General features: G+C 62.1%; 24 protein-coding genes. 11 read left to right on the top strand and 13 right to left on the bottom strand.

Translation table 11 applies throughout. The features are described from left to right. Position 1 precedes the first annotated feature (1 nt). From ACYYG1_RS01310 to ACYYG1_RS01360, 11 genes are all read right to left on the bottom strand, one after another. A complete protein-coding gene (locus tag ACYYG1_RS01310) occupies positions 2-1180 on the bottom strand; it encodes a radical SAM/SPASM domain-containing protein (RefSeq protein ID WP_461208462.1) in 1179 nt (392 codons plus the stop codon). 41 nt (positions 1181-1221) lie between these two features. Continuing rightward, the gene (locus ACYYG1_RS01315; protein ID WP_461208463.1) at positions 1222-2307 is read right to left on the bottom strand and encodes a class I SAM-dependent methyltransferase; all 1086 of its coding nucleotides are present in this window, start codon (positions 2305-2307) and stop codon (positions 1222-1224) included. Positions 2308-2378: 71 nt separating this feature from the next. Beyond that, positions 2379-3155, bottom strand: coding sequence for an AAC(3) family N-acetyltransferase (locus tag ACYYG1_RS01320; protein WP_461208464.1), 777 nt, complete (start codon positions 3153-3155; stop codon positions 2379-2381). Next, positions 3156-3905, bottom strand: coding sequence for a cytidylyltransferase domain-containing protein (locus tag ACYYG1_RS01325; RefSeq protein WP_461208465.1), 750 nt, complete (start codon positions 3903-3905; stop codon positions 3156-3158). It lies immediately after the preceding gene. Next, positions 3902-5215, bottom strand: coding sequence for an aminotransferase class III-fold pyridoxal phosphate-dependent enzyme (locus ACYYG1_RS01330; protein WP_461208466.1), 1314 nt, complete (start codon positions 5213-5215; stop codon positions 3902-3904). The genes ACYYG1_RS01325 and ACYYG1_RS01330 overlap by 4 nt, the downstream gene beginning before the upstream one ends. 11 nt (positions 5216-5226) lie before the next feature. Continuing rightward, positions 5227-6297: a GNAT family N-acetyltransferase gene (locus ACYYG1_RS01335; RefSeq protein WP_461208467.1), complete on the bottom strand. Its 1071-nt coding sequence runs from the start codon at positions 6295-6297 to the stop codon at positions 5227-5229. 1 nt (position 6298) lies between these two features. Further along, positions 6299-7144 (bottom strand): N-acetylneuraminate synthase family protein, encoded by an 846-nt coding sequence (locus tag ACYYG1_RS01340; RefSeq protein ID WP_461208468.1) that lies wholly within the window; start codon positions 7142-7144, stop codon positions 6299-6301. Between the two features lie 12 nt (positions 7145-7156). After that, the gene (locus ACYYG1_RS01345) at positions 7157-7966 is read right to left on the bottom strand and encodes an SDR family oxidoreductase (protein WP_461208469.1); all 810 of its coding nucleotides are present in this window, start codon (positions 7964-7966) and stop codon (positions 7157-7159) included. After that, positions 7963-8766: a multinuclear nonheme iron-dependent oxidase gene (locus tag ACYYG1_RS01350; protein WP_461208470.1), complete on the bottom strand. Its 804-nt coding sequence runs from the start codon at positions 8764-8766 to the stop codon at positions 7963-7965. The genes ACYYG1_RS01345 and ACYYG1_RS01350 overlap by 4 nt, the downstream gene beginning before the upstream one ends. A 5-nt stretch (positions 8767-8771) precedes the next feature. Continuing rightward, positions 8772-9923, bottom strand: coding sequence for a DegT/DnrJ/EryC1/StrS family aminotransferase (locus ACYYG1_RS01355; RefSeq protein ID WP_461208471.1), 1152 nt, complete (start codon positions 9921-9923; stop codon positions 8772-8774). 10 nt (positions 9924-9933) lie between these two features. Then, positions 9934-10458: a winged helix-turn-helix domain-containing protein gene (locus tag ACYYG1_RS01360; RefSeq protein ID WP_461208472.1), complete on the bottom strand. Its 525-nt coding sequence runs from the start codon at positions 10456-10458 to the stop codon at positions 9934-9936. 134 nt (positions 10459-10592) lie between these two features. Here ACYYG1_RS01360 and ACYYG1_RS01365 point away from each other — a divergent pair, with 134 nt between their 5' ends. The 3 genes from ACYYG1_RS01365 (at position 10593) to ACYYG1_RS01375 (ending at position 13091) form a co-directional block, all read left to right on the top strand. Continuing rightward, positions 10593-10814 carry a NifU family protein gene (locus ACYYG1_RS01365; protein ID WP_461208473.1) on the top strand — a complete coding sequence of 74 codons (222 nt, stop codon included), beginning with the start codon at positions 10593-10595 and terminating at the stop codon, positions 10812-10814. Between the two features lie 96 nt (positions 10815-10910). After that, a complete protein-coding gene (gene gltX, locus ACYYG1_RS01370) occupies positions 10911-12311 on the top strand; it encodes a glutamate--tRNA ligase (protein WP_461208474.1) in 1401 nt (466 codons plus the stop codon). Between the two features lie 117 nt (positions 12312-12428). Beyond that, a complete protein-coding gene (locus ACYYG1_RS01375) occupies positions 12429-13091 on the top strand; it encodes an acetyltransferase (RefSeq protein ID WP_461208475.1) in 663 nt (220 codons plus the stop codon). 488 nt (positions 13092-13579) lie between these two features. Here the strand turns inward: ACYYG1_RS01375 and ACYYG1_RS01380 are convergent, their stop codons facing one another. Further along, the gene (locus tag ACYYG1_RS01380; RefSeq protein ID WP_461208476.1) at positions 13580-14428 is read right to left on the bottom strand and encodes a class I SAM-dependent methyltransferase; all 849 of its coding nucleotides are present in this window, start codon (positions 14426-14428) and stop codon (positions 13580-13582) included. A gap of 95 nt (positions 14429-14523) precedes the next feature. Then, positions 14524-14736 (bottom strand): 50S ribosomal protein L28, encoded by a 213-nt coding sequence (gene rpmB, locus ACYYG1_RS01385; protein WP_461208477.1) that lies wholly within the window; start codon positions 14734-14736, stop codon positions 14524-14526. A gap of 190 nt (positions 14737-14926) precedes the next feature. Here rpmB and ACYYG1_RS01390 point away from each other — a divergent pair, with 190 nt between their 5' ends. The 8 genes from ACYYG1_RS01390 to glyA all read left to right on the top strand — a co-directional run bounded on the left by ACYYG1_RS01390 (position 14927) and on the right by glyA (position 21518). Further along, positions 14927-15451: a YceD family protein gene (locus ACYYG1_RS01390; RefSeq protein WP_461208478.1), complete on the top strand. Its 525-nt coding sequence runs from the start codon at positions 14927-14929 to the stop codon at positions 15449-15451. A gap of 46 nt (positions 15452-15497) precedes the next feature. Further along, positions 15498-15680, top strand: coding sequence for a 50S ribosomal protein L32 (gene rpmF / locus ACYYG1_RS01395; protein ID WP_461208479.1), 183 nt, complete (start codon positions 15498-15500; stop codon positions 15678-15680). Continuing rightward, positions 15670-16692 (top strand): phosphate acyltransferase PlsX, encoded by a 1023-nt coding sequence (plsX, locus tag ACYYG1_RS01400; protein WP_461208480.1) that lies wholly within the window; start codon positions 15670-15672, stop codon positions 16690-16692. The genes rpmF and plsX overlap by 11 nt, the downstream gene beginning before the upstream one ends. A 42-nt stretch (positions 16693-16734) precedes the next feature. Next, a complete protein-coding gene (locus tag ACYYG1_RS01405; protein ID WP_461208481.1) occupies positions 16735-17721 on the top strand; it encodes a beta-ketoacyl-ACP synthase III in 987 nt (328 codons plus the stop codon). 125 nt (positions 17722-17846) lie between these two features. Beyond that, complete coding sequence (fabG, locus tag ACYYG1_RS01410) at positions 17847-18590, top strand: 3-oxoacyl-[acyl-carrier-protein] reductase (RefSeq protein ID WP_461208482.1); 744 nt, start codon at positions 17847-17849, stop codon at positions 18588-18590. A 37-nt stretch (positions 18591-18627) separates the two neighbouring features. Beyond that, positions 18628-18858, top strand: a complete 231-nt coding sequence (acpP, locus tag ACYYG1_RS01415) for an acyl carrier protein (RefSeq protein WP_461208483.1) — start codon at positions 18628-18630, stop codon at positions 18856-18858. 130 nt (positions 18859-18988) lie between these two features. Further along, positions 18989-20233 carry a beta-ketoacyl-ACP synthase II gene (fabF, locus tag ACYYG1_RS01420; protein WP_461208484.1) on the top strand — a complete coding sequence of 415 codons (1245 nt, stop codon included), beginning with the start codon at positions 18989-18991 and terminating at the stop codon, positions 20231-20233. A 43-nt stretch (positions 20234-20276) separates the two neighbouring features. Beyond that, entirely contained in the window at positions 20277-21518 is a 1242-nt protein-coding gene (gene glyA / locus ACYYG1_RS01425) for a serine hydroxymethyltransferase (RefSeq protein WP_461208485.1), read from the top strand. Positions 21519-21554: the final 36 nt, after the last annotated feature.

Here is a 21554-nt window from a genome sequence, read left to right on the forward strand (position 1 = left end):
CCTATTCCGACGAACTGTCAGGCTGATACGACAGGACCTCTTCAATCCATTCGTCGCCGTGCTCTTCAAGATATTTCCACTTGCTGGCCAACTCCTCAGGATTGGACAGCCAAGCCTCGACATGGCCCCTGTCGAACATCGCCTTGACCTGATCCCCGAACAGTTGCTGCCAGGACTGGTTATGGAGAGGATGAAAGCCTTCGGGATTGCCGCACCGGGCACATGTTTCCTTCATGCCGGGCACGCTTTCAAAATCCCCGGCCAAAACGGCCTTGCGCATGGCCTGATATCTCTCTCCGTTCCAGATATCGAAAATCCGCTGATCGTGCAGATCACCGACAACACACTTGGCATCGTAATCGGTGATGCAGGCCGAAATATTGCCTTCCGAGCGCACGGTGCAGAAGGACCAGGGCTTCTTGCAGTTCCTGACCAAAGACAAGCCAGGCTCCTTGGTGTTGTCCAAGGTGCCCTGCCCCGACATGTGGCTCCACTCGTCATCACCGTAATAGTTGAAGTATTTCTGAACGGTAACCTTATCGATGGGCAACCTGTTGAACAATTCCTGATAGCGCGCCCTGTCCTTCTCGTGACCAGTGTCCACATACAACGTGCGGACCCGCACATGCTCCTTGCCCATCTCGCGCTGGATGCGCAGGAAACGGACCAAATTCTCGAGTAGCACAGGATACTTGGCCCCGACCTGAATCTTTTCGTAGACCTCCTGCGTTCCGCCGGGAATGGACCAGACAACGAACTGAAGGCCGGACTCCAGAAGGGAGACAGCCCTTTCCTCGGTCATCAACGTACCGTTGGTCACGAGCATGCTCGGAATGCCTCGCTCCGTGCACATGCGATACAACTGAGGCAGGCGCTGGTCCATCATGGGCTCGCCTTGCCCCTGGAATGTCGTGAACGGCTTATAGAACATGACATCATCCAAGATCTTTTCCACAATATCGAGTTCTATTTCCGTAGGCCTGCGCGTCTTCTTCCGTTGGATGCAGTGCAGACACTTCAGGTTGCATACATTCGTCGACTCAATAAAGAGCTCATGCATTGGTGCGTTGACAAATGGCTGCCTATTTCTAATCTCGTACAGATGGCGAATATAAAAATATTCATGACACACCTGATCGACTGTTTTTTCCCAAAAGAATTTACTCGCCCTGGGGACCATGGTACCTCCACACTAGTATAAGTTTCTCCAACGACAACGCCCTATACTTGGAGCAAATACTGTCTTGCGCTCAACAAGACGCCCTTCAACTCATTTCTTTTTGGAGGAAGCTCCTGATCTCCATAATATTGAGGGCCAGCAATGCGATGCAAGGCGATACAAAGACTGAATCGAAAGACATCATCGCCTTTCCTCTCAAGCAATGACCTGACTTCATCAAACAACGCAATAAGTTCTTTTGACTGATCATCATCGTATAGATCTGGATTTAATTGATATACATCACTTGACGGCTTCAGCAAATCGCCTGTTTCCACGAGATCAAGCTCCTGCATGTCTTCACGCTGAAAAACAAGGACGGCGCTATGATGGCACATATCATGATTACAAGATGACAACGGATCAGCGTGGCTGCTGGAGGCCAGGCGAAAACCGAGCAGTCGCATGAATTCCATGTAATCCTGTGGAGAAAACAGATGGATGTACGGGGCGAAAAAATCATCCATGATCTGGCTTGTGACCGGATTAGTAATGTCTCCTGCTGCATATATTTGTGCTGATGAATAAAAAAAGCGGTCCAAATCTTCGACAGAGAGCAGACTCCGGATCATTTCCGCTACGAACCATTTGAATGTTCCGGAGCGGTAAAAATAGATCCAGATAAGCCCCCCCTGCTTCACCGCACCTGCGCAGTTGCGCAGCCCCTGGGCAGGATCCGAAAAATGCTGCACGATACCAGACAAATAGACAAAATCGTACAAGCCGGTCGGCAATCCCTCGAGGCATAGGTCAAGGCGCCGCGTCTTGACGGGCAGTTCGGGGAACCTCGCCCGCAGCAAGTCAGAGAAACGCGCAACGTGCTCATGGGAGATGTCGTAGTGGTCAACCGAACCGGCACCGAGCAAAGCCATGCTCAATGCCTGCCGCCCAGTCCCAACGTCCATCATCCGCATCTTTGGCAATCGCCCAAACACGCCGGCAGTCCGCAAATCGTGCGCCACAATATCTTTAAGCCTTTCGATGCCTTGCTCATTGAGGATCTGCTCGTACATGTTGCCGAAGGAATAATTGCCGTAGAGCTCACCCGTCGTGTTGCTTTCCCTCGTGCAGCCTTTAAGTACAGTCATCGTATTCCCTCTTCGTCAGCTTAACTTTCCCAGCCATCACAACCACCAAGGCAAAAGACGTTCTCTCAAAACTACTTCTGCACGACTAAGGCCTCAGGCATCTCTGCTACGCGCTTCTCCAACCTCGAGTGCAATTCCCGGCAACTGATCCAAGCCAGGTTCACCCCCAAGGCCTCTCCGGTGCGCAAGGCCCCATCGTCTTCCAAAAAACGCCGAATGCGCGGCCAGTCGAGCAGCCTGTTCTGCGCCATATCGCGAGCATAGAAATCATAGTCCACATGCCGAAAATGGGTATCATCTTCGTAAACAACCCCGGGCATGCTCACATGGGTGCGCCATGGAGCTCCGGCAAGTCGCTCAACATAATGAATTTGTGTGGCCACCATACTTTCAATGCCCAAATTAACAATCACGGCGTCCTCGCCCCACAGCCGCTCCCAGACGCACTCCGGCTCGAAGGCGCCATCAAAGCGCATCCCTTGCTGGCTCTCCAGCCAGTCCATCGTGTCCATGACGCTGAAGATCGGATCCGGCGTCCGATAGCGGGCATGATTCAAGCGTACTTCCTCTGAAAAACGGCCAGCCTCAGAACGCGAAAAACGTCGATGAAACACGCCGCTCCGGGTGAAGCTGTAGGTGAAGGCGGGAACCAGGACAGCCCGGGGTGAAAAATCCGCTACGGCGGCGAGCACAATGCGGGTACATTCCGCGTAGGACAACCCCGTGTCCGCATGCAATCCGCGCATACGCACATGCAACATGAGCACGCGCTCCCGAGGCAGGCCCATGGAGTCCAGCGCGAGGGTCAGCCCCCTTTGGGCGCGTTCGCATGCCGATGAACTGTCCACCTACTTCTTTCCCCATCCAATGCCAAAAAAGTACTTTTCATTCTTGCACTTGATGTCCGGATTGGCCTCAATAAGAGTGGCCACTTCGTCCACATGGCCAAACAACCTCTTACGGCGCAATTCTTCGAACACGAACTCGACCACTTCGAAATCCTCGGGATAATCGACCGTGAAACGCAAATGAGACAAGTCGAAGTCACGCCCGAGTTGCGTGGTCTTGAAGCCCCTGTCTGCAGCGTGCTCCCAAAGGTAAAAGGTCACGTGCTCCCGTTCGCGATCCTCGCGGGCCTCAGTGTGGGCACGCTCCAAGGCAGCCCTGGTAAACACCTCCACGTCGCTCCCATCGGGCCAACGCCCGGTGTCCGGGGGCACGGTGTTGCAGGCATAGTCGGCATCCTCGCGCTCACGAAGCTCCACCACGGCATCTATGACATCGGGGTCGGTCAGGGGACAATCCGCCGTAAGCCGGACAATCACATCGGCCCCTCGCTCCCTGGCACAGCCATGATACCGCGACAACACATCAGTTTCCGATCCCCGGAAGCAGGGCACCTCAAACCCCGTGCAGAAATCCGCGATGGCGTCATCGCCGGGCAGTGAAGACGTGGCCACAACCACCTCGTCCAGCCTGTGAGCCAGCCGGGCGCGCTCGATCTGCACCTGGAGCATAGGCTTGCCACCCAAAGGTTTGAGGACCTTGCCCGGCAGACGCGTGGAGCCCATACGGGCCTGGATGATGGCGGAGATCATTTCGTCAGCCTCTGGAAGGCGTCGGTGCGAGGCCTGGTTTCCAGGCGCCCGGCCACATCACCCTTGTCCACGGCCTGGGCCAATATGCCGAACACCTCGTCGGCAACATCCAGATAGCGGTCCACCACCTCTTGGCCATGCGCCGCGCACACGTAGACGCTGGACGCCGCCAAGTATCCGCGCCTGAGCATCTCCTGAGTGAACAGCGTAAGCAAAGCGTTGTTGTCGTCCCCGTAGTGCAGCTTGAAAGAGACCAGGGGCTTAAAGTCCGTGACATACAGGTCCAGCCCATGCTTCCCGGCCAGGTCCGTCCAGCCCGCGCCGATGCGCTCGCCCGTGCGGACCAGGGATTCCCAGACCCGGTCGCGGGTGAAGACGTCTATGACGGCCAGGGCGGCAGCGAAGCCCACCCGCTCGGTCCACATGGTGGAAGAGATGAAAGTGTCCTGGGCCGCGTCCATGACGTCCGCACGACCCACCACGGCCGCGATGGCGAAGCCGCCGCCCATGGCCTTGGCGTAGACCACGATATCCGGCTCAAAGCCGTTTAGCTTGTACACGCCGCCGTCGGTCATGCGCCAGCCCGAGGTGATCTCGTCGGACACGACCACGATGCCGCGCTGTTTGGACTCTTTCATGATGGCCGCCAGGAAATCACTGGACGGGAAATCGTACCGCGCTCCCTCCACGCAGATCACGCCCACGTCGGGATGCTCGTCCATGACACGCCGAAAGTCGGTCACATCGTTGTACAGGAAAGGCACGGCGGTGTTCTTGAGCCCCTTGGGAACGCCAACGGGCTCCAGGCCGGGCAGCAGATGGTCGGCCAAGCCCTCGTCGCCTCGAAGGTTGGTGGCCAGGTACCAGTCGCTCCAGCCGTGATAGCCCGAGAAGGCGACCTTGTCCCGGCCCGAATGGGCCCGGGCGATACGCACGGCCATGGCCATGGCCTCGCCGCCCGTGCGCGCGAACTTCACTCCCCCGGCAAAGGAATTGAGCTCCAACAGCCGCTCGGCCAGGTAGACCTCCTCGGGGCAATTGAGGGTGCAGTTCACCCCGTCCCGAGCGGCCTTGACCACGGCTTCGGTGAGCTCGGGATGGGCGTAGCCCAGGATGGCCGAGCCGATGCCCATCTGGGCCATGTCAGTATAAGTGTTGCCGTCGAGATCCGTGACGCTCACGCCGGAACAGGACGTGAAATACGCAGGCCAAATGTCCGGTGCGTAGCGATCGGGACGTTTGGAGAGCAGCCCGTTGCCGCCGGGGATGGAGGCGACGGCGCGCCCCCAAAGTGCAAGTCCGCTGTTCATGGCTCTTTGCCTTATAACCATTTGTGGTACCAGAGTTGGGTGATCCTGGTGCGGAAGCCCACGCTCTGATACAGGTTCTGGGCCCCGTAGTTGCGGCCCTGGGTGACAACCCTGACGCTCTTCACGCCCTGCACCACAAGGGCGTTGAACACACTACGCATGAGCCGGCCTCCGTGGCCTCCGCCCTGGTGTCCCTGATCAAGCCCCACCAGGCCGATATTCGCTGTATTCTCCTTTAGATAGCTCAACGTGCAAAAGGCGAAGGGGACATCCTGATCATACAGGCACCAGCATTCGTCGTCGTACTGGCCGCGCACCCCCTTGGCCACCCACCCCTGGTAGAATTCGTCGATGCGCACCGGGTCGAAATTGCGATCAAAGATGTAGCGGCTGTCCTCGTAAAGACCCCGGGCAATCTCCCGCAGCCTCGGGATATCAGCCTCGCCGGCCCTGGCGAAGGTCACCCCGGCGGGCAACTCAACAGGTTCGTGCCCGTTCAAGGAACGCTCATAGGTCAGACGGATGTCCGTGAACCTGTAGCCGTTGTCCTCGGCTACGCGCACGCTGCGCGCATCGTGGCAATTGCACTGATATTCCACCAACCGGATATCCTCGCGGCGGATGAAGCGCTCAATGCGCCGGACAATGGTCTCAGTCAAATGCATGCAGGACACGAACGCCACGTTGAAGCCGAAAAATTCCGAGTCCCAATCCAGCTTGCGGATCAGGTTGGCGATGTTCTCGAAATTGAAATCCTGATTATTGCAGACGGTGTGCTCGGAACTGACGAAGTAACGCTTGGGATTGTCGTTCCGGCAATCAATGACGATGTCCGAAAGCTCGTAAAACCGTTCCCGCTCACCCAAGGTAACGGTGACCACGTCCATGCCCTTGAGGGTGAAGTACCACTGCCGTGGCAGCCCCGCGGAAATCACCACCTCGGTGCCTTCCTTTTCCAGGCGACCCACAGTGAGATCCTGCAACGACACCACGGGCACGTCGCCGTTCAGGCGTTCCCTGGCGCAGACAACCTCATCCGCATATGGATCGCCCTCTTCGGGCAGGACCACGAGCTTGCGCATGCTAGTTGCTCGGCCTCCTGAAGGGCTCGATGGGCTTCTCCACCTCGCGCACGCCCAGCGCGCCGGTTCCGAACATGGCCTCCAGGCCCCGGATACGCGCCACCATCTCCGCCATCTGCGCCTCGGTGATGGACACGGCCGCGTCGATGCAGTCCATGGCCTCATCCACGCGGTAGTGCTTTTCGATGACCTGGGCCCCGGCGGCCACGGCGTACAACGGCACTTCGATGCCCGGGGTGTGGTCCGAATAGCCGATCACGCAGTCGCAGGCCTCCTGCAACTCGTAGATCGCCGCCAGGTTGGCGTTCTCCTCGGCCAGGGGATACGAGGACATGCAGTGCAGTACGGCGATATTGTCCGTGCCGGACTTGAGCACGTCCAGGGCGGCCATGATCTCGTCGCGCCCGGCCATGCCCGTGGACATGATCACGGGCTTGCCCGTGGCGGCCACATCCCTGAGCAGCGCGTGGTTGACCACGTCGAAGGAGGCGACCTTGTACAGGTCCATGCCGATGGCCCGCAGGCAGTCCACGCTCTCGCGGTCAAAAGGCGTGGAAAAGAAATCCACTCCGGCCGAGGCCGCGTGGTCCTTCAACACGCCAAAGGCCTCGAAGGGCAACTCGCAGCCCTTGAGCAGATCGAACACGGCCTGGTTGCCCTCAGGCGCGCGCTTTTCCGTCAGATAGGTCTGGAACTTCACGGCGTCGCAGCCCGTGCGCGCCGCGGAGTCGATCAGCTTCTTGGCCAAGTCCAGGTCCCCGCCGTGGTTGATGCCAATCTCGGCGATGACGTAGGTTCTGTTGTCCGTGGAAAACCCGTGATCCTTCAGCTTCTTGATGCGCGCCATGGTGATCCTCCGCTACCAGCTGGTCATGCCGCCGTCCACGACGACGTTGTGTCCGTTGACATAGGCCGCCGCGGGGGACAGCAGATACATCACCGCCCCCACGATCTCGTGGGTCTCGGCCATGCGGCCCATGGGACAGCGGAAGCCGTAGTTCTTTTGGAAATCCGGCCCCTGCGGGTTGTCCGGGTTGCGCACCCCGCCGGGCGAAACCGCGTTGCAGCGCACGTCCCACTGGGCGCCGTGCACCGCGAAGTAGCGGGTCATCTGCATGACTCCGGCCTTGGTGGCCCCGTATATCTCCGAATTCTTGCGCTCGCAGTCCGTATAGATGCGCGGGTCCGGGCTGATGAGCCCGTAGTGGGAGGCCACGTTGACGATGGCCCCGCCCCCGCCCCGCGCCTCGCGGTGGCGCAGGAACTCCTGGATGCAGAGGATGGTGCCCTTGACGTTGACGTCCATGACCCAGTCGATGGACTCCTCGCTGCGCTCCATGAAGGGCTCGAACACGCTCACGCCCGCGTTGTTCACCAGGCAGTCCACTTGGCCGAAGGCCTCGGCACCCGTCTCCAGAGCCGCGACGATGTCCGCGCGCTTGCGGATGTCGCAAACCGCCAGGGCCACGCGATCCTCGGGCCAATCCCAGCGCTCGCGCGCCGCGTTCAGTCCCTCGCGGGTCACGTCGGCCGCCACGACACAGGCCCCGGCGGCCAGAAGGCCGCAGACCATGCCCGAGCCCAACTGTCCCGATGCGCCGGTAACCAGGGCCACCCGGCCACGGAGCCCGAAAAAGCCCCCCGGAGAATAATCGAATCCTTGGCTCATGCCTCTTCTCCCTTTGACGCCCCGGCCAGGACGGACCGCAGCCGTGCGATCTGTTCCAGCAGGATGTCCGCGTCGCGGTAATACTCGATGCTCACAAATTTCAGACCCGGCAGGACGGGCAGCAACTCCACGAAATACGAAAAATCCTTATCAGAGAGCGCCTCATGGGCGTCGAAGCAGCGACCGCCTCCATCCTGGCCATGGGCCGAGAGGTGGATCTGTCCCGCGCGTTCCAGAGGCAATGCCACAAAATACGCAGCTTCCCCCACGCCGGTGTTGGCCGCGCTGATGCGCGCGTGGGCCACGTCCAGGAGCAGCCCGGCCCCGGCCACGTCCAGGGCCTCGGTGATGAACCCGGGCTCGGTGACCACCTCGTAGGCGTCGGTGCCCAGGTGATTGTTGTTCTCCACCAACAAGGGCGTGGCGGACCCGAACAGTTCGCGGGCCGTGCGGGCGTTAGCGTGGGCATTGGCCAGCATCACCGCCTCGTCCATGGGCGCGCCCCGGCCCACGAAGGCCCCGTCGCGCACCTCGTTGTCCGCGTAGCGCGAGTACAGATGAAAAGATACCAGCCGCAGCCTGTCCCGGGCGGCCCGGGCCATCTCACGCAGCAACCCGGCCTCGGCCTGGCCCCAGGGCGCGGCCAGCGACAGCTCGCAATGGAAAAGGATATCACCCCGCACCTCGCGCGCCTGCTCCGGGCTGCGCAACTCCAGGAGGTCCGACGCCGCAGTAATGGCGCGCGCCGCCCCAGGGTCGGCGAACAGGTGCGAAAACGGCGTGGCGACCCTGGCATGCATGGCGTTTACCCCGCCTCCAACACGTCGCGCACGGCCTCGATGACGTCGGCCACGTCGCGGTCCGTAAGCTTGGCGGACAGGGGCAGGCTCACGGTGCGCCGCCCGATGTCCATGGCCACGGGCCACTTTTCCGGCCGCCAGCCCAGGGCTGACTGGTAATAGGGATGCTCGGGCAGGCTCATGTAGTGGACCCCGACCCCTATCTTGCGCGCGGTCATGGCTTCCAAAAAATCGTCGCGCGTCACAGGGGCGTCGGGGTTCAGGAACACGGTATACAGGTGCCGGGCGTGGCGGGTGCCGGGCTCCGGCGGGGCGGGCAGGGTCAGGGGGAGGTCCGCCAGGGCCTCGTCGTAGGCGGCCCACACCGCCTCGCGGCGCACGAGGTTCTCCTCCACCCGGGCCAGCTGATGGATGCCCATGGCCGCCTGGATATCCATCATGTTATACTTGAACCCAGGCTCGACCACAAAATAATGCTTGTATCCGGAGTCCGAAAAGCGCTTCCAGGCGTCGCAACTCATACCGTGCAAGGCCAGTTGCTTGATGCGCGCGGCGCGCTTCTCATCCTTGCAGAGGATCATACCGCCCTCGCCCGTGACCACGTTTTTTGTCACGTAGAAACTGAAGCAGCCGAACTCCCCGAATGTGCCGATCTTCCCACCTTTGTATTCAGCCTCGATGGCGTGGGCGCAATCCTCGATAAGGGTCAGGCCACGCTCCTCGGCCAGGGCGCAGAGGGAATCCATGTCGCAGGGGCGCCCCGCGAAGTGCACGGGCAGCAAAGCCTTGGTCCGCGAAGTGATCGCGGCCTCCACGGCCCTGGGGTCGACGTTCATGGTCGCAGGGTCCACATCGGCCAGCACTGGGGTCGCGCCCGCGTGCAGGATGGCGTTGACAGTGGCGCAGAAGGTCAGGGGGGTGGTCACCACCTCGTCGCCTGGGCCGACGCCCGCCGCTAGGATGGACAGGTGCAGGCCTGCCGTACAGGAATTCACCGCGCATGCGTAGGGCGCGCCCTTGTAGCCTGCAAAATCGCTCTCGAAACGCGCCACCCTCGGGCCGCTGCCGATCCATCCGGATTCGATGGCCGCAACCACCTCGTCCAATTCCTCCCGCCCCATGAGCGGAGAACCGAACACCAAAAAATTGTCCCGCATGATTGTGCTCTCAGACCACTTTCCAGTGGGGCCTGTTCATGAAAATGTCCCTGCGTTCCGCGTACTCTTCGGGGCCGATGACGAGCATCCTGATCTTGCGCTTGATCTTCTCCTCGGCCACGCGACAGAGGCTGTCCAGCTTGGCCGTATCCACGTCCCCCACCACCAAGACGTCGATGAGCCCGGAGTCGCGGCCCTCGGCGTAGTCGTCCAGGATGTACACCGCGTCCACCTGCCCGAGCTTGTCCAGAACGTGCTCCACGAGCCTGTCTATGCCCAGGGTCTTGCGCACGATGGAATGGATTTCCGGGAAAAAGGGATGCTTGACGTTGGCCTTGAAATAGGTGGATCGTCCCTGCTGGTCGGCTTCCAGGTATCCGGCCCGGGACAGGCTGTCCAGCTCTTCCTTGATGGCGTTGGGCGCGGTGCCGAATTCCTTGGCGAGTTCCCGCACATAGCAGGAAACCCCTGGATTCAGGAACAGCTTGAGCAATACCTTGATGCGCGTCTTGGACGTGAACAACTCGGTCAGCATGTTTTGTTTGATAGGTTTTCCTGCTCATCTTTGTCAAGGAAAGTTGCTCATAACAGTTCCCGGACCGCACGCCGTTTGACAACCACCGGCCCAACGGATACAGCCCGGTCAACCCGTACGAGAAGGAGCACGACATGCGCGAACAAGTGGAACAGGCCCTGGCCAAGATCCGGCCCGCCCTGCAGGCCGACGGCGGCGACGTGGAACTGGTGGCCATCACCGACGACGGCGTGGTCCAGGTCCGGCTCCAGGGCGCCTGCCAGGGCTGCCCCATGTCCCGGATGACCCTCAAGAGCGGCATCGAACGCATCGTTCTCAAGGAAGTTCCCGGGGTCAAGGCCGTCGAGGCCGTGTAGCCCCGCCCCCTCCCCCATCCTTAATATATAGGCGGCGGACCCGCGCCCCGGGCGCGGGCCGAAGCTTTCCTACGCGTTTTCCAGGAGACCCCGACCATGACCAAAGTGGTGACCCGATTCCCTCCCAGCCCCACGGGCTATCTGCATATCGGCGGCGCGCGCACCGCGCTGTTCAACTGGCTCTTCGCCCGCGCCAACGGCGGCGAGTTCGTGCTGCGCATTGAGGACACGGACCAGGCCCGCTCCACCCCGGAGATGACCCAGGCCATCGTGGACGGCATGACCTGGCTGGGCCTGGACTGGGACCACGGCCCGTACCTGCAGTCCGACCGCACCGAGTTCTACAACGAGCAGATCGACAAGCTCGTCGCCTCGGGCCACGCCTACTGGTGCGACTGCACCCCCGAGCAGGTGGACGCCATGCGCGACAAGGCCCGCGCCGAGGGCAAAAAGCCCAAGTACGACGGATCCTGCCGCCACAAGAACCTGGGCCCGGGCGAGGGCCGCGTGGTGCGTTTCAAGGCCCCGGAGGGCGTGTGCGCCTGGGCCGATTTGGTCAAGGGCCCCATGTCCATGGACTATGACGAGATGGTGGACGACTTCGTGCTGCGCCGGGCCAACGGCAGCCCCATGTACAACCTGGCCGTGGTGGTGGACGACGCGGACATGGGCGTGACCCACATCATCCGCGGCGAGGACCACCTCTCCAACACGCCCAAGCAGATCGCCATCTATGCGGCCCTGGGCCTGCCCGTGCCCGTGTTCGGCCACGTGCCCATGATCTTCGGGCCGGACAAGAAGAAGCTTTCCAAGCGCCACGGCGCCATGAGCGTCATGGAATACGAGCAGATGGGCTTTCTGCCCGACGCCGTGGTCAACTACCTGGTGCGCCTGGGCTGGGGCCACGGCGACCAGGAGCTGTTCAGCCGCGAGGAACTGGTCCGCCTGTTCGACACCCAGGGCCTGAATTCCTCGCCCTCCATGTTCGACCTGACCAAGCTGGAGAGCGTCAACGAGCACTACATCAAGGAAACCCCGGTGGAGGTCCTGGCGCCCATCCTGGGCCGGCACCTCAAGGGCCTGGGGCTTTCGGCGGACGACGCCAAGCTGGCGGCCATCGTGCCCCTGTACCAGCCCCGGGCCAAGACCATGACGGACATGGCCGAACAGTGCGCCTTCTTCCTCATGGACGACGAGGCCATCGAATACGACCCCGCGTCCGTGAAGAAGCATCTCAAGGGCGGAGCCGTGGACGTCCTGGCCGATGTGCGCGCCCTGCTGGCCGGGGTGGAATTCAGCGAGCCCGCCCTGGAGGAGGCCCTGCAGACCTTCTGCGAGGAGCGCGAGCTGAAGTTCGGCAAGATCGCCCAGCCCGTGCGCGTGGCGGTCACGGGCCGGGGCTTCAGCCCGGGCCTGTACGAGACCCTGGCCGTGCTGGGCAAGGACAAGACCCTGGCCCGCATGGACCGCGCCCTGGCCATGAAACGCGACGAATAGCGCGGTGCAGACAAGCGACAAATCAGGCCCCCGCCCTCCTCGGAGCGCGGGGGCCTTGTCGTGGGCGGACGCTCACCCCCATGGACCGCCGATTTGTTATGGTGCATAGTGCGCCCCATGCAGCCCATATTCATCATCGGGGCCTCGGGCCACGCCAAGGTGGTACTGGACATCGTGGAGCGCCAGGGCTCGTTCAGGGTCGCGGGCTTCATCGACGCGCGTCTGCCCGCTGGCGTGGAGCACTTCGGCCTGCCCGTGCTGGGCGAGGAGGACGACCTGCCCGCCCTGTGCAAGGAATACGGGGTGGACAAAGGCATCATCGCCATCGGCGACAACTGGACGCGGCACAAGGTGGCCGAGCGCATCGCGGCCCTGGCGCCGGATTTCTCCTTCGCCTCGGCCGTGCATCCCTCGGCCAGCCTGGGCCGGGGCGTGGAAGTGGGCGGAGGATCGGTGGTCATGGCCGGGGCGGTGCTCAACCCCGACACCCGGGTGGGCGCGCACTGCATCGTGAACACCGGCGCGCAACTGGACCACGACGGAGTGCTGGAGGACTTCGCCAGTCTGGCCCCCGGGGCCGTGGCGGGCGGCAACTGCCGCATCGGCGGCTTCGCGGCTGTGGGCATCGGCGCGGTCCTGCGCCACGGAACCAGCGTGGGCGCGCACGCCGTGGTGGGCGCCGGGGCCGTGGTCCTGGCCGACGTTCCCGAGGCCCAGGTCTGGTTCGGGGTACCCGCTAGGCGCATCCACGCTCGCAGACCCGGGGACGGCTACCTCTAGCCCACTGCCCATGCAAGCCAGAAAAACAACAAAGCCCCAGCAATTAGGCCAATTACAAAGTAAAAATGTTGGTCCCAAATTGGGAGCAAAATTATCTCATATGCAATTCAAGCCCCAGCGAGTATCAAAGCTCGGAGCCTGAACCCCAGTGAAGGCGAGGGCACAGTCACGAACGCCTGCCGGAAGCATGTGGTGCGAGAGCCACACTCTGCAAATGAAACTCCAATGATTGCGACATAAAAAAGGCTGGCATCTAGAGCCCAAAGGATCTGGCGACGGAGAAAAACAAGGCCAGGCAACGTGTTTCGCCCTTGCGCTTTACAATCAAAGACGCAAAATCTTTCTATTATGATGAACAAAGATTCCCCCGACCCCAGAAATTCGACATTATCGACACCAGGGTAGTGGAAATGGAGTCAACCTACACAGTGCCACCCAAAGTCCGTGGGCAAAAAGGCACCACATAGACATCTGCCCGTCTGGCCCTGCTATTTGCGCAGTACGATGTCCGCTCCGGCCAGATGCGAAAGCAACTCCAAGAAGCCTCCTCCAACTAAAGGAAGATTGATCAGCCGAGCCACAAGACTTCGCGCTCCGGCATATCCTTTGTATCTTTCCCGCCCATAATCAAATTCCTTCAATCTTCTTTTTGTGCAGGATTTGAAATTCGAAAAGAAGGGAGCCGAATATTTCCTATGTGACGCAACGGTCTTTAAATTGAGTATCTCATTGTAATAAGAATATCCTTTGTCAGAAAATTTGTCATATAAAATTTTTCGTATAAAAATAGGAAAATAATGAACAATCCAACACCTAGAATGCGTATCAAACGGCTCAAGACGATGCATAAAATCCAACAATACAACTCCTCTCGGCTTAAGAACCCGTGCACACTCTCTATAATATGAATCAATGTCGTGAACATGCTCCATGACCATAATACTTACAACAGCATCGAATTCCTGGTCATCGAACGGCAAGCGCTCACAGTCATAAGCCTGGAGGATGGGTTCTCCACCCTCAATCCCCAAAATCGTCTTGATAAAATCATCATATTCTGAACGATCTGAAGTATCGACCCCCTTGACATTCTGATAGCCATCCAAAAGGAGATACAACACAAACATTCCGCCCCCGCACCCATAGTCCAAAATCGAAATGCTCTTATCCGCACCCACTTCCCGTTGCAGCTTGGCATACTCATAGTAAAGCTTTGAGTTTTTTATGCCCGTTTGAACAGCCTCGGCGAACTCCACTCTTTTGGAAGCCCAGTCGACCGATTCCCCAGACCGAAAGCTCTTCAACAGCTCTGTATACAACGTATCAGGTTGCCTCACGGCTTCCTCCCAATATTTTTAATGACCCAATAAAAAAGCTCCCCCAGACGCATCCGGAAGAGCTCACTTTCGCTTCACGGCACAATAAGGGCTCGTTAGGCTTCCTTCTTGCTCACGGCGGGCTTCTGCACGGCACCGGAACGGATGCAGCGGGTGCAGACCTTCATGCTCTTGACCTCGCCCGAGGCCAGCTGCACGCGCACCTTCTGCAGGTTGGGCATGAAGCGACGCTTGGTCTTGTTGTGGGCGTGGGAAACGTTATTTCCGACCTGGGGGCGCTTGCCGCAGACTTCGCAAACCTGGCTCATGTTGTTCCTCCTGTATTTTCCGCGCGGCGGCCGGAGCCGCTGCCGAAGGGGTCTTTAATGATGCGGAACGCGGGGCATGCCGCGCCCAAACGAATTCGTTTCTTTATACGCCCGGGCCCCAAAAGGCAAGCGCTTTTGCCTTGACAAGATGAATTTTTCACCTATAGGTAGGTCCTCTTGCGAGGCAACCATGAGAACACTGTGGATCGACATATCCGACATCCCGGCGACCGGCCGGGAATTTTCGTTTTCGGACTCTGAAATCTGGTCCGCTCCCGCCCGGGAGTTCGCCATGGGTTTGGAGTTCGACGCGCCGATCGAGGCCGTTCTCACGGTGTACCCCCAGGAGGATTCCTGCCTGGTGCGCGGCAGGCTCGCGGGCGCGGTGAGCGCGCCCTGCGCCCGCTGCACCAAGCCCGCCTCCGTGTCCCTGGACGCTGAGTTCGAGGCTTTCGCCACCCTCACACCCGAGGACGAGACCGAGCCCGTGCTCCTGCGCGAAGAAAACGGCAGATTGGAGCTTGACGCGGGCAGCATCCTCTGGGAACAGTTCGTTCTCGCGCTGCCCGGCAAGCCCCTGTGCTCGCCGGCATGCAAGGGACTGTGCCCCGTCTGCGGGGCGGACCTGAACGAGGAAACCTGCACCTGCGCGGACCAGGGGGGAGACCCCAGGCTGGCCGTGCTGCGGGGGCTCAAGATACCGGACAAGAACTAGCGCCCTCCAGGGCGCGATCGAGACGCCACAACACGAGGTAATACAAATGGCAGTGCCCAAGAAAAAGACTTCCAAGTCCAAGCGCAACATGCGCCGCGCCCATGACCACGTGGCCAAGCCCACCGTGATCTACTGCGAATGCGGCGAACCCTCCCTGCCCCACCGCGCCTGCCCCAGCTGCGGCGCTTACAAGGGCAAACAGGTGCTCTTCAAGGAAGATGCCGAATAGCGTTCCGCGCATAGCCGTGGACGCCATGGGCGGCGACAGCGGCCCGGGCGTCATCGTATCCGGCGCTTTGGACGCCGCCAGGGAAAAGGGCATGTCCTTGATCCTGGTGGGCGACGAGAGCGCCGTGTCCGAGGAATTGTCGCGCAACGACACCAAGGGGCTGGACGTGGAGATCGTCCACGCTTCCGAGGTGGCGGAGATGACGGACAAGCCTTCGGACGTGCTCAGGCGCAAGAAGGACGCCTCCATCCAGGTGGCCTGCCGCCTGGTCAAGGACGGCCGCGCCGACGGAGTGGTCAGCGCCGGGAACTCCGGGGCCTCCGTGGCCTGCGGCATGTTCGTCATCGGCCGCGGCGAGGGCGTGTCCCGCCCGGCCTTCGCGGGCATCCTGCCCACGGTGAAGAAGCCCATCGTCCTTTTGGACGTGGGCGCCAACGTGGACTCCAAGCCCCGGCACCTCCTGCAGTTCGGCATCCTTGGCGAGGTCCTGGCCCGAGACGTCCTGAACCTCTCCGAACCCCGGGTGGGCATCCTGTCCATCGGCGAAGAGGAGGGCAAGGGCAACACCCTGGTCAAGGAGGCCTTCGACCTGCTCAAGGCCTCGGACCTGGATTTCGTGGGCAACGTGGAAGGCCGCGACGTGTTCACGGGCGACGTGGACGTCATCGTCTGCGACGGGTTCGTGGGCAACGTGGCCCTGAAGCTTACCGAGGGCCTGGTCTCCAACATGGCCAAGGTCATGAAGCGCGAACTCCTGGGCAGCTGGCTCGGCCGCATCGGCACGCTCCTGGCCAAGGGCAGGCTGCGCCGCTTCGCCCGCTTCGTGGACTACGCCGAGTACGGTGGGGCCCCGCTGCTGGGCCTCAACGGCATCGTCATCGTCTGCCACGGGGCCTCCAACGCCAGGGCCATCTGCAGCGCCGTGAAAATGGCCGGACGATTCATCGAGAGCGACGCCAACACCCATATCCAAAAGGGCCTGGAACGACACAAGGACCTCGGCCGGGAGTGACGCTCCCCGCCCTCCCGCCGCCAGTCCAACCCCATCTACATCATGAAGCACCCTGCATACATACGCGGATTCGGTTGCCAGGTTCCCCCGAAGATTCTCACCAACGCGGACCTGGAGTCCATGGTGGACACCAGCGACGAGTGGATCACCACCCGTACGGGCATCAAAGAGCGCCACGTCTGCGAAGGCCAGACCGCCTCGGACCTGGCCAGCGAGGCCGCCAAGAAGGCCCTGGCCGATGCGGGCATGACGCCCGAGGACGTGACCCACATCGTCTGCTGCACCTGCACCCCCGACTCCTACTGCCCCAACGCCGCCACCCAGATCCAGCGTAAGCTGGGCCTGGCCGGGCGCATAGCCTTCGACCTCAACGCGGCCTGCTCGGGCTTCCTCTACGGCCTGTACACCGCGCGCGCCCTGGTGGCCGCCGACCCCAAGGCCGTGGTCCTGGTGGCTGCGGTGGAGATCCTGACCTCCCGCACCAACTGGGAGGACCGCACCACGTGCGTGCTCTTCGGCGACGGGTCCGGCGCGGCCGTGGTCACCCGCGAACCGGGCGGCCGCTCGGTAGGCATCGCCGACGCGCGCCTGGCCTCGGACGGCCAGTACGGCGACCTCTTGACCTTCAGCGGCGGCGGCTCGGGCGCGCCCTACAGGCTGGGCGACACCGTGGGCGAGGAGTTCTTCATCAGCATGAACGGGCGCGAGGTCTACAAGGTGGCCGTGCGCAACATGACCGCCACCTGCAAAGAGGTCATGGCCGACAACGGGCTGACCGTGGACGACATCGACTGGCTGGTGCCCCACCAGGCCAACCTGCGCATCATCGAGGCCGTGGGCAAAAAGCTCGCCATCCCCAGCGAACGGGTCTTCACCAACGTCCAGCGCTACGGCAACACCTCCTCGGCCAGCGTGGGCCTGGCCCTGTGCGAGGGCATCGACCAGGGCCTGTTCAAACCCGGGCAGCGCGTGCTGCTCACGGTCTTCGGCGGCGGGTTCACCTGGGGCGCTGTTCTCCTGGATTTTTAGTGCGCACGCAACAAATCTGCAACGCTCTGGAATAAATAACTTTTACAACCGCCCCTCGATATTGAAGTCAAGGCTGAATTAGGCTACAACACAGCGGTTCCGCAAACGCAATACGAGTCCTACCCATGAGCGATCTTGAAGCAACGATCCTGGTCACCGGAGGGTCCCGAGGCATAGGCAAGGCCTGCGCCCTGCGCCTGGCGCGCGAGGGCTACCAGGTCTACCTGACCTACGTCAGCCGCCCCGACGGCGCCCAGGCCGTGGTGGACGAGATCACCGCCCAGGGCGGCAAGGCCCGCGCCTTCGCCCTGGACCAGGGCGACCGCCAGGCCATCGCCGACTTCTTCGCCGCCGAGATCAAGGACAAGGTCCTGCTCCACGGCCTGGTGAACAACGCGGGCCTGACCCGCGACGCGCTGATGATGCGCATGAAGGACGAGGACTGGGACACGGTCCTGAACGTGAACCTCACGGGCGTCTTCGCCTGCCTGCGCGAGGCAACCAAGATCATGGTCAAGCAGCGCAGCGGGCGCATCGTGAACATGGCCAGCGTGGTCGGCCAGAGCGGCAACTTCGGCCAGGCCAACTACACGGCCGCCAAGGCCGGCGTCATCGGCATGACCAAGACCGCCGCCCTGGAGCTCGCCTCCCGCGGCATCACGGTCAACGCCGTGGCCCCCGGCTTCATCGCCACGGACATGACCGCCGACCTGCCCGAAAAGGCCACGACGTCCATGCTCGATCGCATTCCCCTGAAACGCTTCGGCAGCCCCGACGACATCGCCGCCGCCGTGGCCTTCCTTGTTTCCGACGACGCCGCCTACATCACCGGGCAGGTCCTGGCCGTGAACGGCGGCATGTATATGTAGACAACACACGAAAGTGAATCAAGAATTGGAGGATTGAATGTCCAGCGAAAGCAAAGTCAAAGAGATCATCGTGGAGCAACTCGGCGTTTCCGCCAGCGAAGTCGTGGCCGACGCCTCCTTCGTGGAGGACCTCGGCGCCGACTCCCTGGACCTCACGGAGCTCATCATGGCCATGGAAGAGGAGTTCGGCGTCGAGATCGACGACGACGAGGCCCAGAAGCTCGTCAAGGTGCAGGACGCCATCGACTACATCGAAAAGCACAAGTAAGGGCCGCAAGCCCGTTCCGATACCTCATCGTGGAGCGTCTTGAGGCCGGTGCACGGCCGAAAGACGCTTCCACTTTTCTACGGCGAAAGGCTTCGGCCGCGCCATCCCCGTGCGAACCAAGCGAGGATGTATGAGCAGAAAGAGGGTTGTCATAACCGGCCTGTCGGCCATCACCCCCATTGGCAACGATGTGCGGACCAGCTGGGAAAACCTCCTGGCCGGGGTCAGCGGCGTGGGGCCGGTGACCCGCTTCGACGCCTCGGCCTACGCCACCCAGGTCGTGGCCGAGGTCAAGGACTGGAACGTCGAGGACTACATCCCCTTCAAGCAAGCCAAGCGCATGGAGCGCTTCACCCAGTATGCCGTGGCCTGTTCCCAGGCGCTGCTTGAGGACGCTGGGTACACGGTGGACGAGAACGCGCCCAACCGCACGGGCGTCATCATGGGCTGCGGCCTGGGCGGCCTGGAGACCATCGAGGCCACCCACTCCAAATATCTGGAGGCCGGCCCGCGCAGGATTTCCCCGTTCTTCATCCCCATCGTGATCTCCAACATGGCCTCGGGCCAGGTGGCCATCTTCACCGGCGCGGCCGGTCCCAACATGACCACCACCTCGGCCTGCGCCTCGGGCACCCACGGCATCGGCTACGCCTTCTCGGAGATCCTCCTGGGCCGCGCCGACGCCATGATCACCGGCGGGGTGGAGTCCACCATCACGCCCCTGGCGCTGGGCGGCTTCTGCTCCATGAAGGCCATGAGCACGCGCAACGACGACCCGGCCCACGCCTCGCGGCCCTTCGACCGCGACCGCGACGGCTTCGTCATGGGCGAGGGCTGCGGCCTGCTGCTCCTGGAGGAGCTTGAGCACGCCAAGGCGCGCGGAGCGAAGATCTACGCCGAGGTCGCGGGCTTCGGCGCGTCCGCCGACGCCTACCACATGACCGCGCCGCCCGAGGACGGCCGGGGCATGCGCCTGTGCATGCAGGGCGCCCTGGACGACGCGGGCGTGGCCCCCACGGCCGTGGACTGCATCAACGCCCACGGCACCAGCACCGAGCTCAACGACCTGGCCGAATCCCGGGCCATAAAAATGGTCTTCGGCGACCACGCCTACAAGCTGTCGGTGACGGCCAACAAGTCCATGATCGGGCATCTGCTCGGCGCGGCCGGAGGCGTGGAAGGCGTGTTCAGCGCGCTGTCCCTCAAGCACGGCGTGATCCCGGGCACCATCAACATGGAGAACCCCGGCGAGGACTGCGACCTGGACTACACCATTGGCGGCAGCGTCGAGCGCCGCGTGGACTACGTGCTTTCCAACTCCTTCGGCTTCGGCGGCACCAACGCCAGCGTGCTGTTCAAACGTTTCGAGGACTGATCCGCGACGCGCACGCGGACCGCAACACCACAAGGAATCCACCATGGAAGAACTGCTTCTTCAGGATCGTGAGATCGCCCGGGCCCTGAACCAGGAAATCGACCGCCAGACGGCCAACGTGGAACTCATCGCCTCGGAGAACTTCACCTCCCCGGCAGTGCGCCAGGTCATGGGCAGCGTGCTGACCCACAAGTACGCCGAGGGCTATTCCGGCAAGCGCTACTACGGCGGCTGCGAATACGTGGACGTGGTCGAGGACCTGGCCTGCGACCGGGCCAAACAGCTCTTCGGCTGCTCCTACGCCAACGTGCAGCCCCACTCCGGGTCCCAGGCCAACATGGCCGCCTACTTCGGCATCTGCCAGCCCGGGGACACGGTCCTGGCCATGGACCTCTGCCACGGCGGCCACCTGACCCACGGCAGCCCCGTGAACTTCTCGGGCAAGCTCTACAACATCGTGCCCTACGGCGTGAACCGCGAAACCGGGCTCATCGACTACGACGAGCTGGAGCGCATCGCCAAGGAGTGCAAGCCCAAGATGATCCTGGCGGGAGCCACGGTGTACCCGCGCATCATCGACTTCGCCCGCTTCCGCGCCATCGCCGACGAGGTGGGCGCGTCGCTCATGGTGGACATGGCCCACATCGCCGGGCTCATCGCCGCGGGCGAGCATCCCTCGCCCATCGGCCACGCCCACGTGGTCACCACCACCACCCACAAGACCCTGCGCGGACCGCGCGGCGGCATGATCCTGGCCGACGACGCCGAGCTGGGCAAGAAGCTCAACTCCCAGATCTTCCCGGGCATGCAGGGCGGCCCCCTGATGCACGTCATCGCGGCCAAGGCCGTGGCTTTCGCCGAGGCCCTGCGCCCCGAGTTCAAGACCTACCAGAAGCAGGTGGTGGCCAACTGCCGCGCCATGGCCAAGCCGCTGTCGGCGGCGGGCTTCGACCTGGTCTCCGGCGGCACGGACAACCATCTCATCCTGATGGACCTGACCAGCAAGGACATCACGGGCAAGGACGCGCAGATCGGCCTGGACAAGGCCGGCATCACGGCCAACAAGAACACCGTGCCCTTCGACACCCGTTCGCCCTTCGTGACCTCGGGCATCCGCCTGGGCTCCCCGGCCATGACCACCCGAGGCTTCAAGGAAGCCGACATGGAGCGCGTGGGCCAGTGGATCGTGGACGCCCTGGGCGCTCTGGACAACGACGCCAAGCTCAAGGAGATCAGGGAAGAGGTCGCGGCCTATACCCGCCGCTTCCCCCTGTTCGCCTGGTAAATTGCATCCGGCCCCGGGGCGGTGCCCGCCCGCCCC

The sequence above is a fragment of the Desulfocurvus sp. DL1XJH-121 genome (assembly GCF_054819825.1).

What these genes read in the sequence shown, in the direction of transcription:
- ACYYG1_RS01330 (WP_461208466.1), bottom strand. Translation starts at nt 5,215, where the DNA reads ATGAACAGCGGACTTGCACTTTGGGGGCGCGCCGTCGCCTCCATCCCC.
- ACYYG1_RS01390 (WP_461208478.1), top strand. Translation starts at nt 14,927, where the DNA reads ATGAGAACACTGTGGATCGACATATCCGACATCCCGGCGACCGGCCGG.
- ACYYG1_RS01315 (WP_461208463.1), bottom strand. Translation starts at nt 2,307, where the DNA reads ATGACTGTACTTAAAGGCTGCACGAGGGAAAGCAACACGACGGGTGAG.
- rpmB (WP_461208477.1), bottom strand. Translation starts at nt 14,736, where the DNA reads ATGAGCCAGGTTTGCGAAGTCTGCGGCAAGCGCCCCCAGGTCGGAAAT.
- ACYYG1_RS01340 (WP_461208468.1), bottom strand. Translation starts at nt 7,144, where the DNA reads ATGGCGCGCATCAAGAAGCTGAAGGATCACGGGTTTTCCACGGACAAC.
- ACYYG1_RS01405 (WP_461208481.1), top strand. Translation starts at nt 16,735, where the DNA reads ATGAAGCACCCTGCATACATACGCGGATTCGGTTGCCAGGTTCCCCCG.
- plsX (WP_461208480.1), top strand. Translation starts at nt 15,670, where the DNA reads ATGCCGAATAGCGTTCCGCGCATAGCCGTGGACGCCATGGGCGGCGAC.
- ACYYG1_RS01350 (WP_461208470.1), bottom strand. Translation starts at nt 8,766, where the DNA reads ATGCATGCCAGGGTCGCCACGCCGTTTTCGCACCTGTTCGCCGACCCT.
- acpP (WP_461208483.1), top strand. Translation starts at nt 18,628, where the DNA reads ATGTCCAGCGAAAGCAAAGTCAAAGAGATCATCGTGGAGCAACTCGGC.
- ACYYG1_RS01365 (WP_461208473.1), top strand. Translation starts at nt 10,593, where the DNA reads ATGCGCGAACAAGTGGAACAGGCCCTGGCCAAGATCCGGCCCGCCCTG.
- ACYYG1_RS01335 (WP_461208467.1), bottom strand. Translation starts at nt 6,297, where the DNA reads ATGCGCAAGCTCGTGGTCCTGCCCGAAGAGGGCGATCCATATGCGGAT.
- ACYYG1_RS01360 (WP_461208472.1), bottom strand. Translation starts at nt 10,458, where the DNA reads ATGCTGACCGAGTTGTTCACGTCCAAGACGCGCATCAAGGTATTGCTC.
- rpmF (WP_461208479.1), top strand. Translation starts at nt 15,498, where the DNA reads ATGGCAGTGCCCAAGAAAAAGACTTCCAAGTCCAAGCGCAACATGCGC.
- ACYYG1_RS01345 (WP_461208469.1), bottom strand. Translation starts at nt 7,966, where the DNA reads ATGAGCCAAGGATTCGATTATTCTCCGGGGGGCTTTTTCGGGCTCCGT.
- gltX (WP_461208474.1), top strand. Translation starts at nt 10,911, where the DNA reads ATGACCAAAGTGGTGACCCGATTCCCTCCCAGCCCCACGGGCTATCTG.
- ACYYG1_RS01355 (WP_461208471.1), bottom strand. Translation starts at nt 9,923, where the DNA reads ATGCGGGACAATTTTTTGGTGTTCGGTTCTCCGCTCATGGGGCGGGAG.
- fabF (WP_461208484.1), top strand. Translation starts at nt 18,989, where the DNA reads ATGAGCAGAAAGAGGGTTGTCATAACCGGCCTGTCGGCCATCACCCCC.
- ACYYG1_RS01310 (WP_461208462.1), bottom strand. Translation starts at nt 1,180, where the DNA reads ATGGTCCCCAGGGCGAGTAAATTCTTTTGGGAAAAAACAGTCGATCAG.
- ACYYG1_RS01325 (WP_461208465.1), bottom strand. Translation starts at nt 3,905, where the DNA reads ATGATCTCCGCCATCATCCAGGCCCGTATGGGCTCCACGCGTCTGCCG.
- fabG (WP_461208482.1), top strand. Translation starts at nt 17,847, where the DNA reads ATGAGCGATCTTGAAGCAACGATCCTGGTCACCGGAGGGTCCCGAGGC.
- glyA (WP_461208485.1), top strand. Translation starts at nt 20,277, where the DNA reads ATGGAAGAACTGCTTCTTCAGGATCGTGAGATCGCCCGGGCCCTGAAC.
- ACYYG1_RS01375 (WP_461208475.1), top strand. Translation starts at nt 12,429, where the DNA reads ATGCAGCCCATATTCATCATCGGGGCCTCGGGCCACGCCAAGGTGGTA.